A 16,347-nucleotide genomic window follows, 5' to 3' on the forward strand; every position below is an offset into this window, starting at 1 on the left:
CACGAATGGTGTTAATCAAACAGTGACAAGCTGTAGTCGTGACGCGAGAAATTGACGAATGTAGTTGGCGATCGCCTCTCCCTCTTCCTCTAGGGCAAAATGTCCCGTATCAAGTAAATGGAACTCAACGTCTTTCAGGTCGCGTTGATAAGGATATGCGCCTTCAGCAGGGAAAATGTAGTCGTTCTTGCCCCAAACAATCAGGGTTGGTGGCTGATACTGGCGGAAATACTCCTGCCATTGTGGGTAGAGCGGTGGATTCGTACCGTAGCTGTACAATAGCGTCAGTTGAATCTCACCATTACCGGGGCGATCGAGAAAATGTTGATCCATCGTCCAGGTATCTGGACTGATCGCTTCTGGATTGCGCACCCCGTTGGTATATTGCCACTTCGTTGCTTCCAGGGTAACAAGGTAAGTCAGCTTGCTCTCATTCTCAGGTGATTTGTCTTGCCAGTATGCCTTGATCGGCTCCCAAAACTCACGCAAACCTTCTTCGTAAGCATTACCATTTTGCACAATCAACGATTGCACTCGCTCTGGATATTTTGCGGCAATGCGGTAGCCAATGGGTGCGCCATAATCCATGACATAGAGGCTGTACTTTTTGAGAGCGATCGCGTCAATAAACTTCTCTACAATCTCAGCCAACTGATCAAACGTGTAGTCAAATTCATCCACGCTTGGCATTGAGCTATTACCATAACCGGGATAATCCGGTGCAACGAGATGAAACTTATCAGCAAGCACAGGAATCAAATTGCGAAACATGTAAGACGAGGTTGGGAAGCCATGCAGCAAAAGAATGGTGGGATTATCACGGGAACCTGCTTCACGATAGAAAATATCTAAACCATCGATCGAAACGGTGCAATATGTAATCATGGAATTACTCCTTGTACGTGTATAAAGTCCAATGGTGATGTTTAACAGCAGGCTGATCTATCTCACACGACGAACCTGCTCTTGGAAGTAGTCGCGCCAACTTTCAGGTAATGCTTCTAATTGGGCTGCACGATGAAGCAACTCTGGATCGGTCTTCTCGCGGGTATACAGTTGTGTAATATCAGCAACCGTAATGTTGTTATCATCCCGGCTCACCAACTTCAGGGTGTCTCCGGCTCCAACTTCACCCTCTTGCAACACGGAGAAGTAAAATCCAGTTCGACGACTGGCGAGAAATCGTTTCACCATATCCGCTCTTCCAAACCGAATCCCCAGTTTGTAGCAGGGTAAACGGGGTTGAGTTACCATTAATTCCACAGTGCCAATCTGAAAGCGATCGCCAATATTCAGTTCTTCTTCTTTGAAACCAGTCACCGTGAAATTTTCACCAAAATTGCCCATTGTTAAGTCTGTATCTGGCAATTCACTGCGCCAGTAGTCGTAATGCTCAAACGGATAGACATAAACGGCTTTGTCTTCCCCACCATGAACGGTGAGATCCGCTTGTCCATCACCATCCAAGTTGAGCGATCGCACCATCACTCTCGTGTTGACTGGCTCTTTGAAAATTCCAGTGCTAACGGTTTTTCCTTTCCAGGTCACTTCGCGAGGCAATCCAACATTGACAGAAACGAGTTTCATCGTTAACTCCAAAGTTTTAGACTTCAAATCTGTGCCATACCACCATCGACAAACAGTTCAATGCCATTGATAAAGCTGCTGTCATCTGAGGCAAGAAAAACAACGACTTTGGCAATTTCATCAGGTGTGCCTACGCGTCCCAGTGGAATGTTGACGGCTTGGCTGTCTACAAATTCCTGCACCTGTTCATCACTAAGTCCGATCAGGTTGTACCCCGGAGTTGGAACCACACCCGGACTAATGGCGTTCACCCGAATCTTGCGCCCTTTGAGATCAAGGGTCCAGTTGCGAGCAAACGATCGCACAGCGGCTTTGGTGGCGCTATAAACGCTGAAGGCTGGGGTGCCTTTAGTAGAAGCTGTTGAGGCGTTCAGAATAATGGAAGCCCCCTCTGGTAGCAGTGGCAGTGCCTTCTGCACCGTAAACAGCAAACCTTTGACATTCGTGTTGAAGGTTTTGTCAAAATGTTCTTCGCTGATTGATCCAAGGGGAGCAATTTCTCCACCCCCTGCATTGGCGAAAACTATATCGAGATGTCCTTGCTCTTGCTGGATGGTGGCAAACAGGCGATCGAGATCTGCCAGATTGGAGACATCGCTTTGCACACCTCTGATGTTTTCACCGATTGCGTTGACAGCAGCATCCAGTTCAGTTTGGCGACGACCCGTGATGAAGACATAAGCACCTTCAGCGACAAACTGCTTGGCGGTAGCAAGACCAATACCGCTGGTGCCACCCGTGATCAGGGCGACTTTTCCTTCTAGTGTTTCCATGGGGTTAAATCTGATAGGAATACTGGGTTGGTGTGAATGATTGCAGTGTTATCGGTTGATTCGTCATATTCAACGTTCACTACATCGTCTTTGATTGATCGGCTGGATGACACTGCTTGAGATCTGAAACGAGGTCGGTCACTTGACGTTGAGCCTCTGCGCTCAGTGCGTCAAAGTCGTCTAAGAAAAATTGACGTTCTAGCGTTAACTTCCGGGTATTGAGCAACCCTTCGATCTGCCAGCCTTCGTCACTTTTCGTGATGACGTAGAGCGGCAGCGAATCTCGTGACGGTGAAGGTTCAGTTTGTCCGGCTAGTATTACCCTGATTACGACATGCATCAGTGCGAGTTGCGGATTCACGAAGCGGACGAAATTTACCTCACCCTCCAAACGTGTTCCTTTAACAACCGTGTCGAACGCTTGCTGATGAAATGCAGCGATTTCTTTTCGACCCTTAAGATGTGTGCCCTCGAACGTAAGGAAATCGGCAGTTTTGCTGAACGGGGCAGCAAAGCCTTCGCCGCTCCCTCGATTCCAGGCATCAATCATCTGGCGAAGGACAGCACGGATTGCCGACTCATCAGCAGAAGTAATAGTTTGAGCTGTTTGTGACGTCATAGTTTTGATTCCTTTTAAGTGATAGCCTCAGTTTCAAGGGGCGTTGTGAAATCTGAAAATATTTTCTGTGAGCTATCCCAAAGGCGATCGGCGTTGTCTGGGTTCAAGGCATAGGGAGCAACGCCGCTCATATAGCCGTTCCCGCTAGCGACGATCGCCGCTTCGTTGCAATCCTCGAAATAGCGTCCGCCAATGCCCTCCAGGAGCGGAGAGGTTGCCAGCAAAACAGAGGTTGCCGCACCTTGTGCGGGTGTCTTTTGCCGCTCAGGTGGGCTTTTAAGATCGCCCGTATGCCGCTGAAGGTTTGTGGCGATCGCCCCAGGCATCAAGGCATTAGCCGTAATACCATCGTTGAACCAGCGTGCAGTAGCACCCACGGCAAAGAGAATATTTGCAGTTTTAGACTGTCCATATGCCAGCCACGGATCATACGGACGGAACAGGAAGTGAATATCATCGAACACAATCGGTGACATCAGATGAGCACTAGAACTCACCGACACGATACGAGCAGCCCCATCCGCCGCAAGAGCATCGTGGAGTCCGAGTGCCAGGGCAAAGTGTCCGAGATAGTTGGTGGCGAATTGCATCTCCCAACCTTCGGGTGTGCGCTGTTCGGGCAGTGCCATAACGCCTGCATTATTCACGAGAATATGTAGCGGTTCATTCCAGGCAGCAATAAATTGAGTGATCGAGTTGCGATCGCTTAAATCAAGCGGAGCAACATGGATATTGGAACTACCCGTGGTAGCGGTGATATCAGCCGCCGTTTTTGCTCCAGCATCAGTATTCCGCACAGCCAGTGTCACCTCGGCTCCTGTACTTGCCAATGCCCGTGCTGTTTCGATGCCGATACCCGATGCGGCTCCTGTGACGATCGCTCGCTTGCCGGACAGATCAATTCCTTTTACTACTTCAGCAGCGGTGGAATGCCGTCCAAATGATGTTGTAATCAGTGCCATTGTGTATCCCTTCTAAGTAGCTGAATACGCCGGATGTTGGGCATTGTTGAGAACCGTTTGCGCTGTGCGACCTGCTTTAATCAAATCGGCTGCCTTCTCACCGATCATGATGGTGGGTGCGTTTGTATTTCCGGTTGTGATGGTTGGCATGATGGATGCATCCACTACCCGGAGACCTTGAATTCCACGTACCCGTAGTTCGGGGTCTACCACTGCCATTGAATCAATCCCCATTTTGCAGGTGCCGACCGGATGCCATACTGTGCTGCACGTATCGCGAATATAGGCTTCGAGGTCTGCCTCCCTCTGAATATCAGCCCCCGGAGCAATTTCCTTACCGCGAAACTCATCCAAAGGACTTGCATTAAACAAGTCACGAAGTAATTTAATCCCGACAACCAGCTTTTGTACATCCGCTTCACTTTGAAGAAAGTTCACTTGAATCATCGGTGGGTCTTTGGGGTCGGGCGATCGCAAACTGACACTGCCAATGTTGTGGGGATGAGTCAAACAAACGAAACTTGTGAATCCTGAACCCGAATGGGCATAACCCGGTGGCACCAACACAACGGAGCCGAAGAGAAACTGTAAATCTGGTGCAGCATCCAGATTTCCTTCAGTATGCAAAAACAAGTTAGCTTCACCGATACTACTGGTACTTGCTGCGTGTAAATCTTGAGTTGCCTCGTGTGCCACAGACACAACAGGGTGATCTTGAAGGTTTTGACCCACGCCCGGCAAATCAGCCACGACCGGAATTCCCATTCCTTTTAGGTAGGATGCATCTCCAATACCGGAAAGCATCAGCAGTTTGGGCGAATCGAACACGCCAGCACTTAAAATTACGTCCTGATTGACCCTAACCTGATGCAGCGTGCCTTCGTGCCAGTATTCCACCCCAACGGTGCGAGTCCCCTCAAACAACAGGCGAGTCACCAATGCTCCTGTCGTTATTGTTAAATTAGGACGATCGAGAATCGGTACGAGAAAAGCCGCCGCCGCACTGTGTCGCTTACCATCTTTGACCGTCAACTGATAAAGTCCTGCGCCTTCCTGGGACGCGCCATTGACATCAGGATTGTGGTCATATCCGAGTGCCACTGCTGCGTCTACAAAGCGTTGAGATACCACCGTAGGTGCGATCGGATCGGTGACACTCAACTCCCCATCAGCCCCGTGAAATTCAGATGCCCCTCGCTGCTGGTGCTCCGATTTCTTGAAGTAGGGCAACACATCTTGGTAACTCCAACCGGAATTGCCCAATTCCTGCCAGTGGTCATAATCATGAGGATTGCCCCGGATATAAATCATGATATTAATCGAACTGCTGCCCCCCAAGACTTTGCCGCGTGGACAAAAGATTTTGCGGTTATTCAGGTAGGGTTCGGGTTCAGAGAAATAGCCCCAGTCCACCTCAGAGCCTTGTAGACTAAGACATTGGGCTGGAATGTGAATCTCTGGTTTGGTATCGGGGTTACCCGCTTCCAGGAGTAACACGGTTGTATCACTATCCTCAGTCAAACGATTGGCGACCACGCAACCTGCTGACCCTGCACCAATTACAATGTAATCATAGTGAGTCATGCTAATTCTCCTTCATTTGTTGTCTGCAATGAATTGGCTATGCTGCTGATAGAAGCCTTACAGAAACTGAGAAATATTAAGTCCAAGATGATCGGCATACTCCACTAAGTAGCCATTTCCTAACTCTTGCTGATGCTCAAACAGAATATTGTGCATCTGCCCAAATTGCCCCTGTGCGGCGGCTTCTACTGCTCCTGCTGCTCTCTGTGTTTGAGGATAAGTTGACTGTTCGATAAAGTGTTGATTTGGCTGATTATCGTGTTCCATCAGGCACTCTACCAAAAAGTTTCTCATAGCATCAAAGGATTACCATGACTTCTATCCTTGAGTCCTCCTGGCGGCGTTGTTTGAATATGTTTAGCTTATAAAACTGATGCTACTTTGTCGCCAACTCAGAGTTGAGTGCTTGAAGGTCCAAAAGGACATTACTTCTCTTGATCTCTATGACTAATTCGCACCTGAACTTTAGTTCAGGTTTCATAACTTGGCGATTCCTCTTTTTAAGGCTTTGACCACGGCTTGAGTCCGATCGCCTACCCCTAACTTGCTTAAAATTCGGTTAACGTGAAATTTGACCGTACTTTCAACGATGTTCAAAGACGTACTAATCTCTTGATTACTTAAACCCTGTACCATCAGATGGAGAACATCCAGTTCTCTAGCGCTTAACTCTGGATTGTTCATCCGCTGCACTAGCTTGGCACTAACATCACAAGGAATATACGGCTGCCCATTATGAACCACATGAATTGCATTGAGGAGTTCATCAGGTTCAGTATCCTTAAGCAAATAACCTTTTGCTCCAGTGTGGAGCCCACGGTAAATATCTTCGTCGCCGTCATAGGTCGTTAGCACAATGATACGAGCCTGAGCAAATTCAACACGAATTGCGGCTATTGCATCAACTCCGCTCATGATTGGCATTCGTAAGTCCATGAGAGTGATATCAGGTTGGAGTTGGCGATATTGAGCGATCGCTTCCTGTCCATCTCCTGCCTGCCCTACCACCGTCATATCGGGTTCATTCTCAATCATTGCAGCCAACCCTTGCCGAACAATGGCGTGGTCATCCACAATCAAAACGCGAATGGTTGCGGACTGGCTCATGTGACTACCCCTCGCTGTACAGATACATTCACGTCTGTTCCCTGCCCCAACTGGCTCTCAATTGAGAACTGTGCGCCAATACGTTCCGCGCGTTCGGTCATGCTCAGTAATCCAAACCCCCGGCTCAGGGTTGTGTTGCTCGCTTCAAACCCTCGTCCATTATCTTTAATGTGTAAACAGCACGATGTGGGTTCATACACTAATTCAATCCGGATCTCGCTTGCCTGTGCATATTTAATTGCATTGGTAAACGCTTCCTGCCCAATTCTCAAGAGATTATTCTCAGTGTCAGGCTGTAATACATAGGGAGTGCCAATAATCTCACAAACCAGGCGAGTTTCAGTTGAAGATTGCATCATAGAAACAAATTGCTCTAGTGCTGTCCACAGGTTGCCATTTTCCAGTGATTGAGGACGCAGTGCTGCAACAGATCGTCGAGCCTCTATCAGCCCGTTACGAGCCAGTTCACGCACCGTGTTAATGTGCGGCTGGATGGCTTCCGGGTGGGTGGTCACTAATCGAGAAACGGTTCCCATGTGAACTAGAACACCTGTAAACGCCTGGGCTAGCGTGTCATGTATTTCTCGTGCCATGCGGTTGCGCTCTTCTAGAATGGAAGCGGCTTCCGCTAGTTTGCGATCGCTAATATCCAGAATCACCCCTAACATTCGCACAGGCTGTCCAGCTTCGTTGTAGATGCCTCGACCTTTGCCAACAAGCCAGTGAATACTACCATCTGGATAAATCACTCGATATTCAGCTTCAAAATCGGTATGGGTTGCCAATGCCCCAGCCACCGCTTGTTCGACTCGATCAATATCATCTGGATGAACGCGATCGCGCCATACTCCATAGTTACTCTCAACCTCACCAGGAACTAACCCTAGCAATCGAGCGTGATTGTCGTTCCACTCTGTTGTATTCTCCACAATATTCCAGTTCCAACTGCCGATGTGCGTGAAGTCCATCGTCAGCCTACGTTGCTCTTCACTCTGTCGTAAGGCAATCTCAATGTGTTGGCGCTCTTCAATCTCCTGTGAAAGCAGCAAAGTTCGTTCAGTGATTTGCTGTTCTAACGTTTGGTTGTAGTCGGCTAGCAAGTTCTCTGCCTGTTTGCGTTCTGTAATATCTTGAAAGGCGGCGATCGCATAAACTACATTGCCCTGTTCATCAAAAATAGGAGTTCCCCATACTTCAACTGGAATGGTTGCGTTGTTTTGGCGAATATCCATATCGTTAACTGAGGTGCGCTCGCCGCTCAATGCCCGGACAATTGGCATTTTCTCAGTCGGATATTTTTGCTCTGTTCCCGCCAGATACGTTTGATAAACTTCTGCAAGTTGATTGGGTATCAGAGACGGATCAATCCCTTTACCCAATAGCTGAGTTGCTCGTTGGTTGAAGTAGTAAGGGCGACCCGCCCCATCCACTATGCTAATTCCTACCGGAATTGCTTCAAGGAATTGAGCCATCTTGCTTTCGCTAGTACGTAGCTCGGAGTAAAGCTTGGCATTTGTGATCGCGATCGCTGCCTGAGTAGAGAGTAGATTCAAAACTTGCGATCGCTCCGGTGTGAAGACTCCAGTTGCGAGTTGATTTTCTAAATACAACACACCAACAAGTTTGTTCTGATTCAATAGTGGCAAACAAAGAAGTGATTGAGTTTGTCTTTGTTGAATGTAAGGATCATGGATGAAATTCCCCTCACGAACTGCATCGTTCAGGATCACAGATTCATGAGTTCTGATCACATATTGAATAACCGATTCAGGTAAGTGATTTGTTGTTGGAATGGATTGTAATACTTGCGTTGCACAGACTTTCTCGCCTTCATTGAGTTCACAAGCTGCTGCGATCGCCCATACGCCTGAGTTCTCCAAAAGCAGAGATCCGCTCTGTGCCCCAGCATTTTCAATTAGAATCTGCATCAAGGCATAAAGCAATTGCTCCAATTCCATTTCACTCGAAATTGCTTGAGCAGCTTTCATTACCGTCGCTAAATCGAGAGCAGTATTTGAGGTATTTGAAGTGATTTTAGTTGTGGTACGAATTGGCGTAGAAACTACGTTAGACGATTGAAGTAATAGTTGAGGATAACGAGTTTCTAAATCTTTGAGTTTTGCAGTTGCTCCCCACCGTTTATAGCAATAGTGAGCTTCTTTCATGTAAAGTTGGGCAAACTTTTCTCTACCACGAGCTAAGTAATGTTTGGCAGCTAATTCATAGGCTAATGCTTCTTCTTGAATATACTCATTGTCTTTAGCCCCTTGAATTGCCTGTTCGTAAAATTCTTCTGCTTCAAACCACTGTCCTAAAACTCGTGCTTTCTCTGCCTTAACCAAATGGTATTTATGCAAATAATTCATGGGTGCATAATATGCCCAGTGTTTCATTTCCTCTTGCTTTGCCGTAACTTTTTTGAAGAGTTCTACCTGTACTGCGGTGCTGCTTTCAGGATATATAGCCAACCTTGCTAACGCATCATAAAAATAGTATAAAGATCCAAGTGGTGTGCCCATGATTGCGATGAAATAAGGTTCTGCTACATCTGAGTTTTCAATTGCCTGAGCATACTCAGAAAAGAGATAGCACAGATAAAGTTTATTAAAATAGGCATCAAAGATGGCTGTTCCATTATTATGTTTTGGTAATCCGTCCTCTTCATTGTAAAATTGACCAATTAGATAGATTGGATTAACTGAATATCCCATCAAATTTGCGATCGCCTGCTGAAACGTTTGATTCCAGGTCAGTGTTGTTTTCTGTTTGATTCGACTAATTGCTTCATTGTAGGTTGCCATAGCGTATTCAACTTCTACGAGTTCTTTCCCAACAACATAGAGCTGAAAACAATAGCAATGCGCGGAATAAGCTGCGAATTCTAAATCCCCAGTTTCTAGTCCAATTTGATAGGCTTCTAGCAATGGCTCCAGTGATTCTTTAATATGCTCTTTCCAGTGCAGGACGTGTTCATGAGCCGTGAACAATATCCTGGACTTGAGTGAATGGGTATTCGGTCGTGACAACAACCTGAGAGCAAGCCGTCCAAACTGATAACCAGACTCAATGTCTCCAACCAAACCACAAAGAATTAATCCAAAAGTGGCATAAGAGAAGGGCGATACAGACGCATTGCCATACAAAATTGACAAATTGATTTGTTTAGACGTAATTGGTAGCAGTAAGTTGGGAGCAGCAAATTTAGCTACGGTCGTGATGTCTGATAGGATTTGCATCGCTGCCAACTTTTCTGGCTCAGTCATATTAGGCAAATGGCTCAAATCCTCAATTGTTTTTTCATCCAAGAGAGATGTGATTACATCTAACTCAATACGACTATCTGAGTGACTTGGCTGTTTAGGAAAACTGATTCCCAATTTTTGTAAAATCTCCAATCCTGTATCAATCGCTTTTAAGGGCTGGTTTTGCGCAATGTCAGTCCGAATTTTAACTTCATACACTTTTACGCTATCAAGAACTGTTTTAACCTGTGGTAGAACGATCGCTGCCCAGTACTCTACTTGCTCAAACTCACCGCATAAATATGCCACTTCCGTCGTTTCTGTGTAGACCGCTAGGGTCATGCCATAGTTCGTTTGCCAGCTAGACGCTGCTAGCCATCCTCTTCCTGCGGCTAAATAGACTTTTGCCGTACTATATGCGATCGCCCCTTTTGCTTTCTGTCCTGCCATCAAATTCAATCTGGCAATTTCATCTCGTTCTGCCTGATCAGTGACCAGTTCAAGCCCATGATTGAGATGATCTACCATTTCAAATAGTCGTTCTAATCGGGGATCTAGCAAAGTTTTTTCCAGCAGATTACGACCGATTTGCAGATGAACAACTTGTTTGTGTGCCTCATCAATCAAAGCATAGGCAGCTTGCTGAACGCGATCGTGCAAAAATATATACTCTTGAACCAATAAGTTACCGTCTAGTTCAGAGACTGGTTGGATGAATCCAGCCTGTACTGCTGTTAGCAAATTCTGAGAAACGGCTTTAAGCGATCGCTCATACACGGTTGCTTCAGAGTTTTGCTCTGCGCTAATCGTCAGCGTTTCCAGATCAAACTCAGCCCCAATACAAGCGGCTAATTGAAGAACCCGTTGTGTATCCTCTGGTAGTTTCTTCAACTTGCTCAGCAGCAAGTCCACCACATTATCGGTAATATTCTGAGCTTCAATTTGAGTAATGTTCCACTGCCAGCTTCGCTGCTCAACATCAAACTTCAAGAGATTTTCACTGTACAGCGATCGCAAAAATTCACCCACAAAGAAGGGATTGCCGTCGGTTTTACGCAACACTAATTGAGCTAAAGAATCAACCGCGCTAGCATTCTGATTCAACGTTTCGGCAATCAACTGATTTAGTGGCTCTAGCGTCAAAGGTGCTAGAACAATTTGCTGAAGCACTGCCCCTTGCTTTCGCAAGTCTTCCAGTGTCAACGCTAGCGGATGGGTGGGAGTAACCTCATTGTCTCGAAAAGCTCCAATTAGAAATAAATGCTGAGTTTGATCATCCAGCAGCATCAATTCAATTAGCCTTAAAGTCGCAGAACCTATCCACTGCAAATCATCCAGGAAAATGACTAGTGGGTGTTCCTTTGAACAAAATACTCGAATAAATTGTTGGAAAACACGATTAAACCGATTTTGAGCTTCCGCTGCGCCAACTTCCGCTACGGGTGGCTGCTTGCCAATAATCAGTTCTACTTCTGGAATGATGTCAACAATGAGTTGTCCATTGTTGCCTAATGCTGCAAACAATCGCGATCGCCATCGTTGCAATTTCTCATCCGGTTCACTCAGCAATTGCTGCACCAATTTTTGCAGGGCGTGGGCGATCGCACTGTAGGGAATATTGCGCTGAAATTGGTCAAACTTCCCAGAAATAAAATAGCCGCGTCTTGCTGTGATGGGTTTATAGAGTTCCTGCACGAGTGCTGATTTACCAATACCAGCAGAGCCGGAAACTAGCATCATTGAAGACACAGAGCCACGGAGACGTGGGAATACAGAGACATTTTCACGCTCCGCGTCCTCGTCTCCTACCATCCTTTCAAACGCTGCTAATAAGGCTGCAATCTCCTCCTCCCGCCCATAAAGTTTTTGTGGAACCTGAAATCGATCGCAAGCATCGTGCAGTCCTATCCGAAAGGGATTGATTTGACCCCTATTTTCTAGCTGACTGGCACAATTCTCTAAATCCGCTTTGATACCCCAAGTACTTTGATAGCGATCTTCAGCATTCTTTGCCATTAGTTTCAAAATGATGTCTGAAACAGGCTCAGGAATCTTAGCATTTAACTTATAGGGCGGTATGGGAGGTTTGGCAAGATGACAGTGGATAAGTTCAAGGACATCTGTTGTCGGAAACGGCAACTGTCCGGTGAGCAGTTCGTAAAACGTCACGCCGAGCGAGTAAAAATCAGTGCGGTAATCGAGCAAACGATTCATCCGCCCCGTTTGCTCTGGAGAGAGGTAGGCAAGGGTTCCCTCTAAAACATGGGGACTTCTGAACGTGGAATTCGTGCGGTTAAATTGAGTTGCAATTCCAAAGTCGATAAGTTTGACAACACCTGTATCGGGATTAAGAACAATGTTTCCAGGATTAATATCTTTGTGGATGATATTGGCGGTATGAATTCTGCCTAAAATTGTGCTGAGATTGATGGCAAGCGGAAGAAAGGTAGATACGGGCATGGGGCAGGAAATCTCTGGGCTTTGCCGCATCCAATACTCCAGGGACTCCCCACCAAAATCTTCCAGGAGAATGACAAGTGTACGTTGATAGTTCTGCTGGCTATATGCTTTGATTACACCTTCTACATTTAAGGATCGAGTAATGACATATTCTTGCCTGTAGCGCGTTAACTCTTGAGGAGCAGGATAATCTTGCTTAAGCAGTTTAATGATGACCCTTTCGGTATCTGTAGAGCAGGGTGCTTGTCCGTCTTGTACTCTAATGCCCCGGTATACTCTTGACGTAGCACTTTCATAGATCTGGGTTTGAACTGAAACGTCTGGTAGGACAATCATCCCAAAGCCCTCCCAATGAGTACAGTTGCTACCCGCATTCAGAACTTAGATGAACTAACTGAGTTTTGACATCTACCTAAAGGAGTAAAGTTCATTTTCAAGTGCATAGATAAATTCACTTGAGTTGATTTTTGTCAGCGATGACGAACTCCTTCCAGCGTCAACACCAACATGACCTGTGCGCCCTGTTGTCGCAGGTTTGTTCCTAACTTTAATGCCATAAATGCAGCATGAAGATCATCTGTGCTGTGATTCAAGTGCATCACAATCGTTTGTCCCTGACCTGTTGTTGATGACTGGGAGATACTTTCACGATGCTGGGCAAAGGCACTGGGAAGATTGTTTAAAACAGGCAGCAGGATCATGCCCAAAGCAGCAATAACGCTAGACACAAGACCAAGACGAATCGTTTTCATTGATGTCTACCTAAACGCAGATTAAATTGAGGTTTGAAACTTACAAAAATCTCAGCACTTCAGCTTGAAAGTACCTACAGCGCTTCGCGCCTGGATCTGTTTAGATTTTTTGTTGTGTGCCGCGCTCCGCACGGCACACAACAAAAAATCTGTAGCTTATGCAATTGAAAATTGCTGTAATTGTCTGATAACTCTCGAAAACAGAATTGTCAAAAGACAGGCTGTCAAAGTGGCTGGGCTTAGAATAAACTTGGTGACTGTGACTCTAACTCTACCGATCGTAGGTGCTAAACTGATTAGCGCGATGTGGTTCTAACGGGAAGCAGCCGTTAGAGGAAACAGGGAAAGAGTAGTGAAAGTCTACCGCTGTCCCGCAACTGTAATTGAGGATGGTTTGCTATCCCCATTAGCCAGGATGCCTGCCAATCGTAGAGCATCTCTTTAGAGGGGTGTCATCCTTAGTCTTACTCTGCGAGGCACAGCATGAAGACACTGCATCGAAAATGGGTCAGTCTAAGTTTAATGGCTGGCTTGAGTAGTTATTTAGTTTTGGGTTCTGCCACTCCTGCCACCGCCATGCATATTGCTGAAGGATTTTTGCCTTGGCAATGGGTCATTTTTTGGTGGGCTATGGCACTACCGTTTCTTGTTGTGGGTTTGCGATCGCTCACTCGTATTACCACCGCCCATCCAGAGCTGAAATTACTTCTGGCACTGTCAGGAGCCTTCACGTTTGTTCTGTCTGCATTGAAAATTCCTTCCGTCACCGGGAGTTGTTCTCATCCAACAGGGACGGGGCTGGGAGCCATTTTGTTTGGACCCTCCGTGATGACGGTGCTGGGGGGAGCCGTATTGCTGTTTCAGGCAATCTTACTGGCACATGGGGGATTGACAACCCTGGGAGCTAATTTGTTTTCAATGGCGATCGTCGGTCCCTTTGCGGCTTATTTTGTCTATCAGCTATTACGGCAAACTGGGCGGCAACGGCTGGCAATTTTTTGTGCAACGGCTTTCGCTGATTTACTGACTTACATGACCACCGCGATTCAGTTGGCATTAGCCTTTCCCGCCGTCCAGGGTGGCGTTATGGCTTCATTTCTGAAGTTTGCAAGTATCTTTGCTGTGACCCAAATACCGCTTGCCATCAGTGAAGGATTACTCACGGTCTTAGTTTGGAATTGGCTGCAATCCTATGGGAAGCAAGAACTGGAAACGTTGAAGCTATTGAGACAGGGGTCATAAGTGATGCCAGAACCCACAATTAAAAATCAATCGGTTAAACAACGCAATTGGCTGCTGGCGATCGCTGTTCTGGCTCTGATTGCTGTTCCACTTGTTTTTGTGCGGGGAGCGTTTAACGGCTCAGATAACCAGGCAGAGCAAGCAATTCAGGAACTTAATCCCACGTATGAACCCTGGTTTAAGCCTTTCTTTGAACCCGCCAGTAGTGAAATTGAAAGCTTTCTATTTGCGGTTCAAGCCGCTCTGGGGGCAGGAGTTGTGGGGTACGCCATTGGATTCTATCAGGGGCGATCGCAAAAACCAAGCGATCGTTCACGGAAATGAGCCATTTGATTGATAGCTGTGCTTACACTAATCGCTTGCGAGGATTACCGCCGAGCCACAAATTAGCGTTTGCAATTATTCTGCTGTTCCTTGCGCTGATCTCCCAGCCCATCGTTCAACTATTGATCACGGTTTGGTTGTTCCTCTGGATTGTGGTGTATGCCAGAATTCCGCCCAAATCCTATCTTCGCTTGTTGTTAATCCCATTTGGCTTTTGGTGCATGAGTTTACCAGCACTGGTATTGAATGGGGTCAGTTTGGATGCCGTCTTGCCTGTGCAGTCCGATATGTGGCAGGGATGGGGTATTGGAGTTGGCAATTTTTATGGGTATATCAGTCAAACCGGCGTGCAGCAGGCGAGTTTGCTGTTGCCCCGAACTTTAGCTACCACAAGCAGCCTCTATTTCATCCTGCTGACTACACCGTTTACGGAGGTGTTGCAGGTTCTCAAACAGTTGCGCTGTCCGGCCCTGTTAATTGAGCTTTTGCTGCTGATCTATCGCTTTATTTTTACAATTTTGGCGATCGCGGAAGAACTTTGGCGAGCACAAGATTCTCGCTGTGGTTATCGCACCTGGAAACGCGGCATTCATAGCCTCAGTCTTTTGGTGGGACAATTGCTTCAGCGATCGCTAGAGAGTTACCGTCAAGTCTCATTGACGCTGGCAGCACGGGGGTTTAATGGACAACTGCATGTCTGGTGCTCCTACCCTTACCAACCGTCTCGACGGCACATCCTGGAAGCCGCGATCGGCTGTTTGCTGCTGCTGCTGCTAACGACCACCCTTCACATATCTCCCTGGCTAAATTGATGTCTGCTCCGATACTGGAATTTGCGAATGTCATCTATCGCTATCCCCATAGTCGCCATGCTGCCATTCGAGGGTTAACGCTCAATATCCCAAGTGGCAAACGCTGTGGGCTGATTGGTCAAAATGGTTGCGGTAAGACGACCTTATTTTTGCTGGCAAATGGTCTTTATCAGCCCCAACAAGGGACAATTCGCTGGCAAGGGCAGTCCATGCAGTACGATCGCCGCTCTTTGATGCACCTGCGTCAGCAAATTGGGCTGGTGTTTCAGAATCCAGAACATCAGGTGGTTGCAACAACGGTAGAAGAAGATATCGCTTACGGACTGTGTAACCTGAGCTTACCAGAAGCCGAAATTGGGCGACGGGTGCAGCAGGCGATCGCTCAGTTTGATCTCCAGGAACTTGCCCATCAGCCAGTTCATACCCTGAGTTTGGGACAGAAAAAGCGCGTTTCGATCGCAGATGTCATGGTCCTCAATCCCAAGCTATTGTTACTCGATGAACCCACTGCCTACCTTGACCCTCGCCACACCAAAGAACTGATTGAACAACTCCAACAAATTCATGCAACCGGAACAACCATTCTGGTCGCCAGTCATGATCTCGATTTTATTTACCGTTGGGCAGATTGGGTGTTTGTGATGGATCAGGGACAATTGGTGCTAGAAGGAACACCTCAAACTGTTTTTGCTCAACGAAAGATCCTGGAACAGCTGTACCTTGATGTACCCATGACAATAGAGCTAATCAACCAGATAGAAGCATGGCTTGAAAATCATCGAAGAGACTTCTCTCCCGATCAACAGATACAGTTGGTTCAAAAGCTTCATGACTTTCAGACCCGTTACGGTTTACCAACCCAGTAGTTGCATCAAGATCAGGT

Annotated in this window: 13 protein-coding genes, 1 pseudogene and 1 riboswitch; of the genes and pseudogenes, 4 read left to right on the forward strand and 10 right to left on the reverse strand. The window is 46.8% G+C overall.

Features of this window, described 5'->3' with window-relative positions; genetic code table 11:
- Positions 1-15: 15 nt before the first annotated feature.
- The 10 genes and pseudogenes from ACR6Z4_RS00920 to ACR6Z4_RS00965 all read right to left on the reverse strand — a co-directional run bounded on the left by ACR6Z4_RS00920 (position 16) and on the right by ACR6Z4_RS00965 (position 13,086).
- Complete coding sequence (locus ACR6Z4_RS00920) at positions 16-885, reverse strand: alpha/beta fold hydrolase (RefSeq protein ID WP_479715323.1); 870 nt, start codon at positions 883-885, stop codon at positions 16-18.
- A 57-nt stretch (positions 886-942) separates the two neighbouring features.
- Positions 943-1,587 (reverse strand): MOSC domain-containing protein, encoded by a 645-nt coding sequence (locus ACR6Z4_RS00925; RefSeq protein WP_479715324.1) that lies wholly within the window; start codon positions 1,585-1,587, stop codon positions 943-945.
- 23 nt (positions 1,588-1,610) lie between these two features.
- On the reverse strand, positions 1,611-2,360 hold the full coding sequence (locus ACR6Z4_RS00930) for an SDR family oxidoreductase (RefSeq protein WP_479715325.1): 750 nt from the start codon (positions 2,358-2,360) through the stop codon (positions 1,611-1,613).
- A gap of 79 nt (positions 2,361-2,439) precedes the next feature.
- Positions 2,440-2,979, reverse strand: a complete 540-nt coding sequence (locus ACR6Z4_RS00935; protein WP_479715326.1) for an SgcJ/EcaC family oxidoreductase — start codon at positions 2,977-2,979, stop codon at positions 2,440-2,442.
- 14 nt (positions 2,980-2,993) lie between these two features.
- Complete coding sequence (locus tag ACR6Z4_RS00940; protein WP_479715327.1) at positions 2,994-3,941, reverse strand: SDR family NAD(P)-dependent oxidoreductase; 948 nt, start codon at positions 3,939-3,941, stop codon at positions 2,994-2,996.
- Positions 3,942-3,953: 12 nt separating this feature from the next.
- Positions 3,954-5,525, reverse strand: coding sequence for a GMC family oxidoreductase (locus ACR6Z4_RS00945; RefSeq protein WP_479715328.1), 1,572 nt, complete (start codon positions 5,523-5,525; stop codon positions 3,954-3,956).
- Between the two features lie 60 nt (positions 5,526-5,585).
- Positions 5,586-5,741 (reverse strand): annotated as a pseudogene (locus ACR6Z4_RS00950) (DsbA family protein); the annotation flags it as partial.
- Between the two features lie 261 nt (positions 5,742-6,002).
- A complete protein-coding gene (locus ACR6Z4_RS00955; RefSeq protein ID WP_479715329.1) occupies positions 6,003-6,632 on the reverse strand; it encodes a response regulator in 630 nt (209 codons plus the stop codon).
- Complete coding sequence (locus tag ACR6Z4_RS00960; RefSeq protein WP_479715330.1) at positions 6,629-12,670, reverse strand: AAA family ATPase; 6,042 nt, start codon at positions 12,668-12,670, stop codon at positions 6,629-6,631. The genes ACR6Z4_RS00955 and ACR6Z4_RS00960 overlap by 4 nt, the downstream gene beginning before the upstream one ends.
- Before the next feature lie 134 nt (positions 12,671-12,804).
- Positions 12,805-13,086, reverse strand: coding sequence for a hypothetical protein (locus ACR6Z4_RS00965; protein WP_479715331.1), 282 nt, complete (start codon positions 13,084-13,086; stop codon positions 12,805-12,807).
- Between the two features lie 289 nt (positions 13,087-13,375).
- A riboswitch (cobalamin riboswitch) is annotated at positions 13,376-13,527 on the forward strand.
- A gap of 42 nt (positions 13,528-13,569) precedes the next feature.
- Here ACR6Z4_RS00965 and ACR6Z4_RS00970 point away from each other — a divergent pair.
- From ACR6Z4_RS00970 to ACR6Z4_RS00985, 4 genes are read left to right on the forward strand one after another with little or no spacing between them, the layout of a single operon-like run.
- A complete protein-coding gene (locus ACR6Z4_RS00970) occupies positions 13,570-14,328 on the forward strand; it encodes an energy-coupling factor ABC transporter permease (protein ID WP_479715332.1) in 759 nt (252 codons plus the stop codon).
- Positions 14,329-14,331: 3 nt separating this feature from the next.
- On the forward strand, positions 14,332-14,652 hold the full coding sequence (locus ACR6Z4_RS00975) for an energy-coupling factor ABC transporter substrate-binding protein (RefSeq protein WP_479715333.1): 321 nt from the start codon (positions 14,332-14,334) through the stop codon (positions 14,650-14,652).
- Positions 14,649-15,464 (forward strand): cobalt ECF transporter T component CbiQ, encoded by an 816-nt coding sequence (gene cbiQ, locus ACR6Z4_RS00980; RefSeq protein WP_479715334.1) that lies wholly within the window; start codon positions 14,649-14,651, stop codon positions 15,462-15,464. The genes ACR6Z4_RS00975 and cbiQ overlap by 4 nt, the downstream gene beginning before the upstream one ends.
- Positions 15,464-16,330 carry an energy-coupling factor ABC transporter ATP-binding protein gene (locus ACR6Z4_RS00985; protein WP_479715335.1) on the forward strand — a complete coding sequence of 289 codons (867 nt, stop codon included), beginning with the start codon at positions 15,464-15,466 and terminating at the stop codon, positions 16,328-16,330. Before cbiQ ends, ACR6Z4_RS00985 begins: the two co-directional genes overlap by 1 nt.
- The last annotated feature ends 17 nt before the right edge of the window (positions 16,331-16,347 follow it).

It is taken from the genome of Calyptranema fuscum S582, from assembly GCF_055793305.1.

Coding starts and splice junctions, on each gene's coding strand:
- ACR6Z4_RS00965 (WP_479715331.1), bottom strand. CDS start 13,086: ATGAAAACGATTCGTCTTGGTCTTGTGTCTAGCGTTATTGCTGCTTTG.
- ACR6Z4_RS00975 (WP_479715333.1), top strand. CDS start 14,332: ATGCCAGAACCCACAATTAAAAATCAATCGGTTAAACAACGCAATTGG.
- ACR6Z4_RS00955 (WP_479715329.1), bottom strand. CDS start 6,632: ATGAGCCAGTCCGCAACCATTCGCGTTTTGATTGTGGATGACCACGCC.
- ACR6Z4_RS00940 (WP_479715327.1), bottom strand. CDS start 3,941: ATGGCACTGATTACAACATCATTTGGACGGCATTCCACCGCTGCTGAA.
- cbiQ (WP_479715334.1), top strand. CDS start 14,649: ATGAGCCATTTGATTGATAGCTGTGCTTACACTAATCGCTTGCGAGGA.
- ACR6Z4_RS00930 (WP_479715325.1), bottom strand. CDS start 2,360: ATGGAAACACTAGAAGGAAAAGTCGCCCTGATCACGGGTGGCACCAGC.
- ACR6Z4_RS00960 (WP_479715330.1), bottom strand. CDS start 12,670: ATGATTGTCCTACCAGACGTTTCAGTTCAAACCCAGATCTATGAAAGT.
- ACR6Z4_RS00985 (WP_479715335.1), top strand. CDS start 15,464: ATGTCTGCTCCGATACTGGAATTTGCGAATGTCATCTATCGCTATCCC.
- ACR6Z4_RS00920 (WP_479715323.1), bottom strand. CDS start 885: ATGATTACATATTGCACCGTTTCGATCGATGGTTTAGATATTTTCTAT.
- ACR6Z4_RS00935 (WP_479715326.1), bottom strand. CDS start 2,979: ATGACGTCACAAACAGCTCAAACTATTACTTCTGCTGATGAGTCGGCA.
- ACR6Z4_RS00945 (WP_479715328.1), bottom strand. CDS start 5,525: ATGACTCACTATGATTACATTGTAATTGGTGCAGGGTCAGCAGGTTGC.
- ACR6Z4_RS00970 (WP_479715332.1), top strand. CDS start 13,570: ATGAAGACACTGCATCGAAAATGGGTCAGTCTAAGTTTAATGGCTGGC.
- ACR6Z4_RS00925 (WP_479715324.1), bottom strand. CDS start 1,587: ATGAAACTCGTTTCTGTCAATGTTGGATTGCCTCGCGAAGTGACCTGG.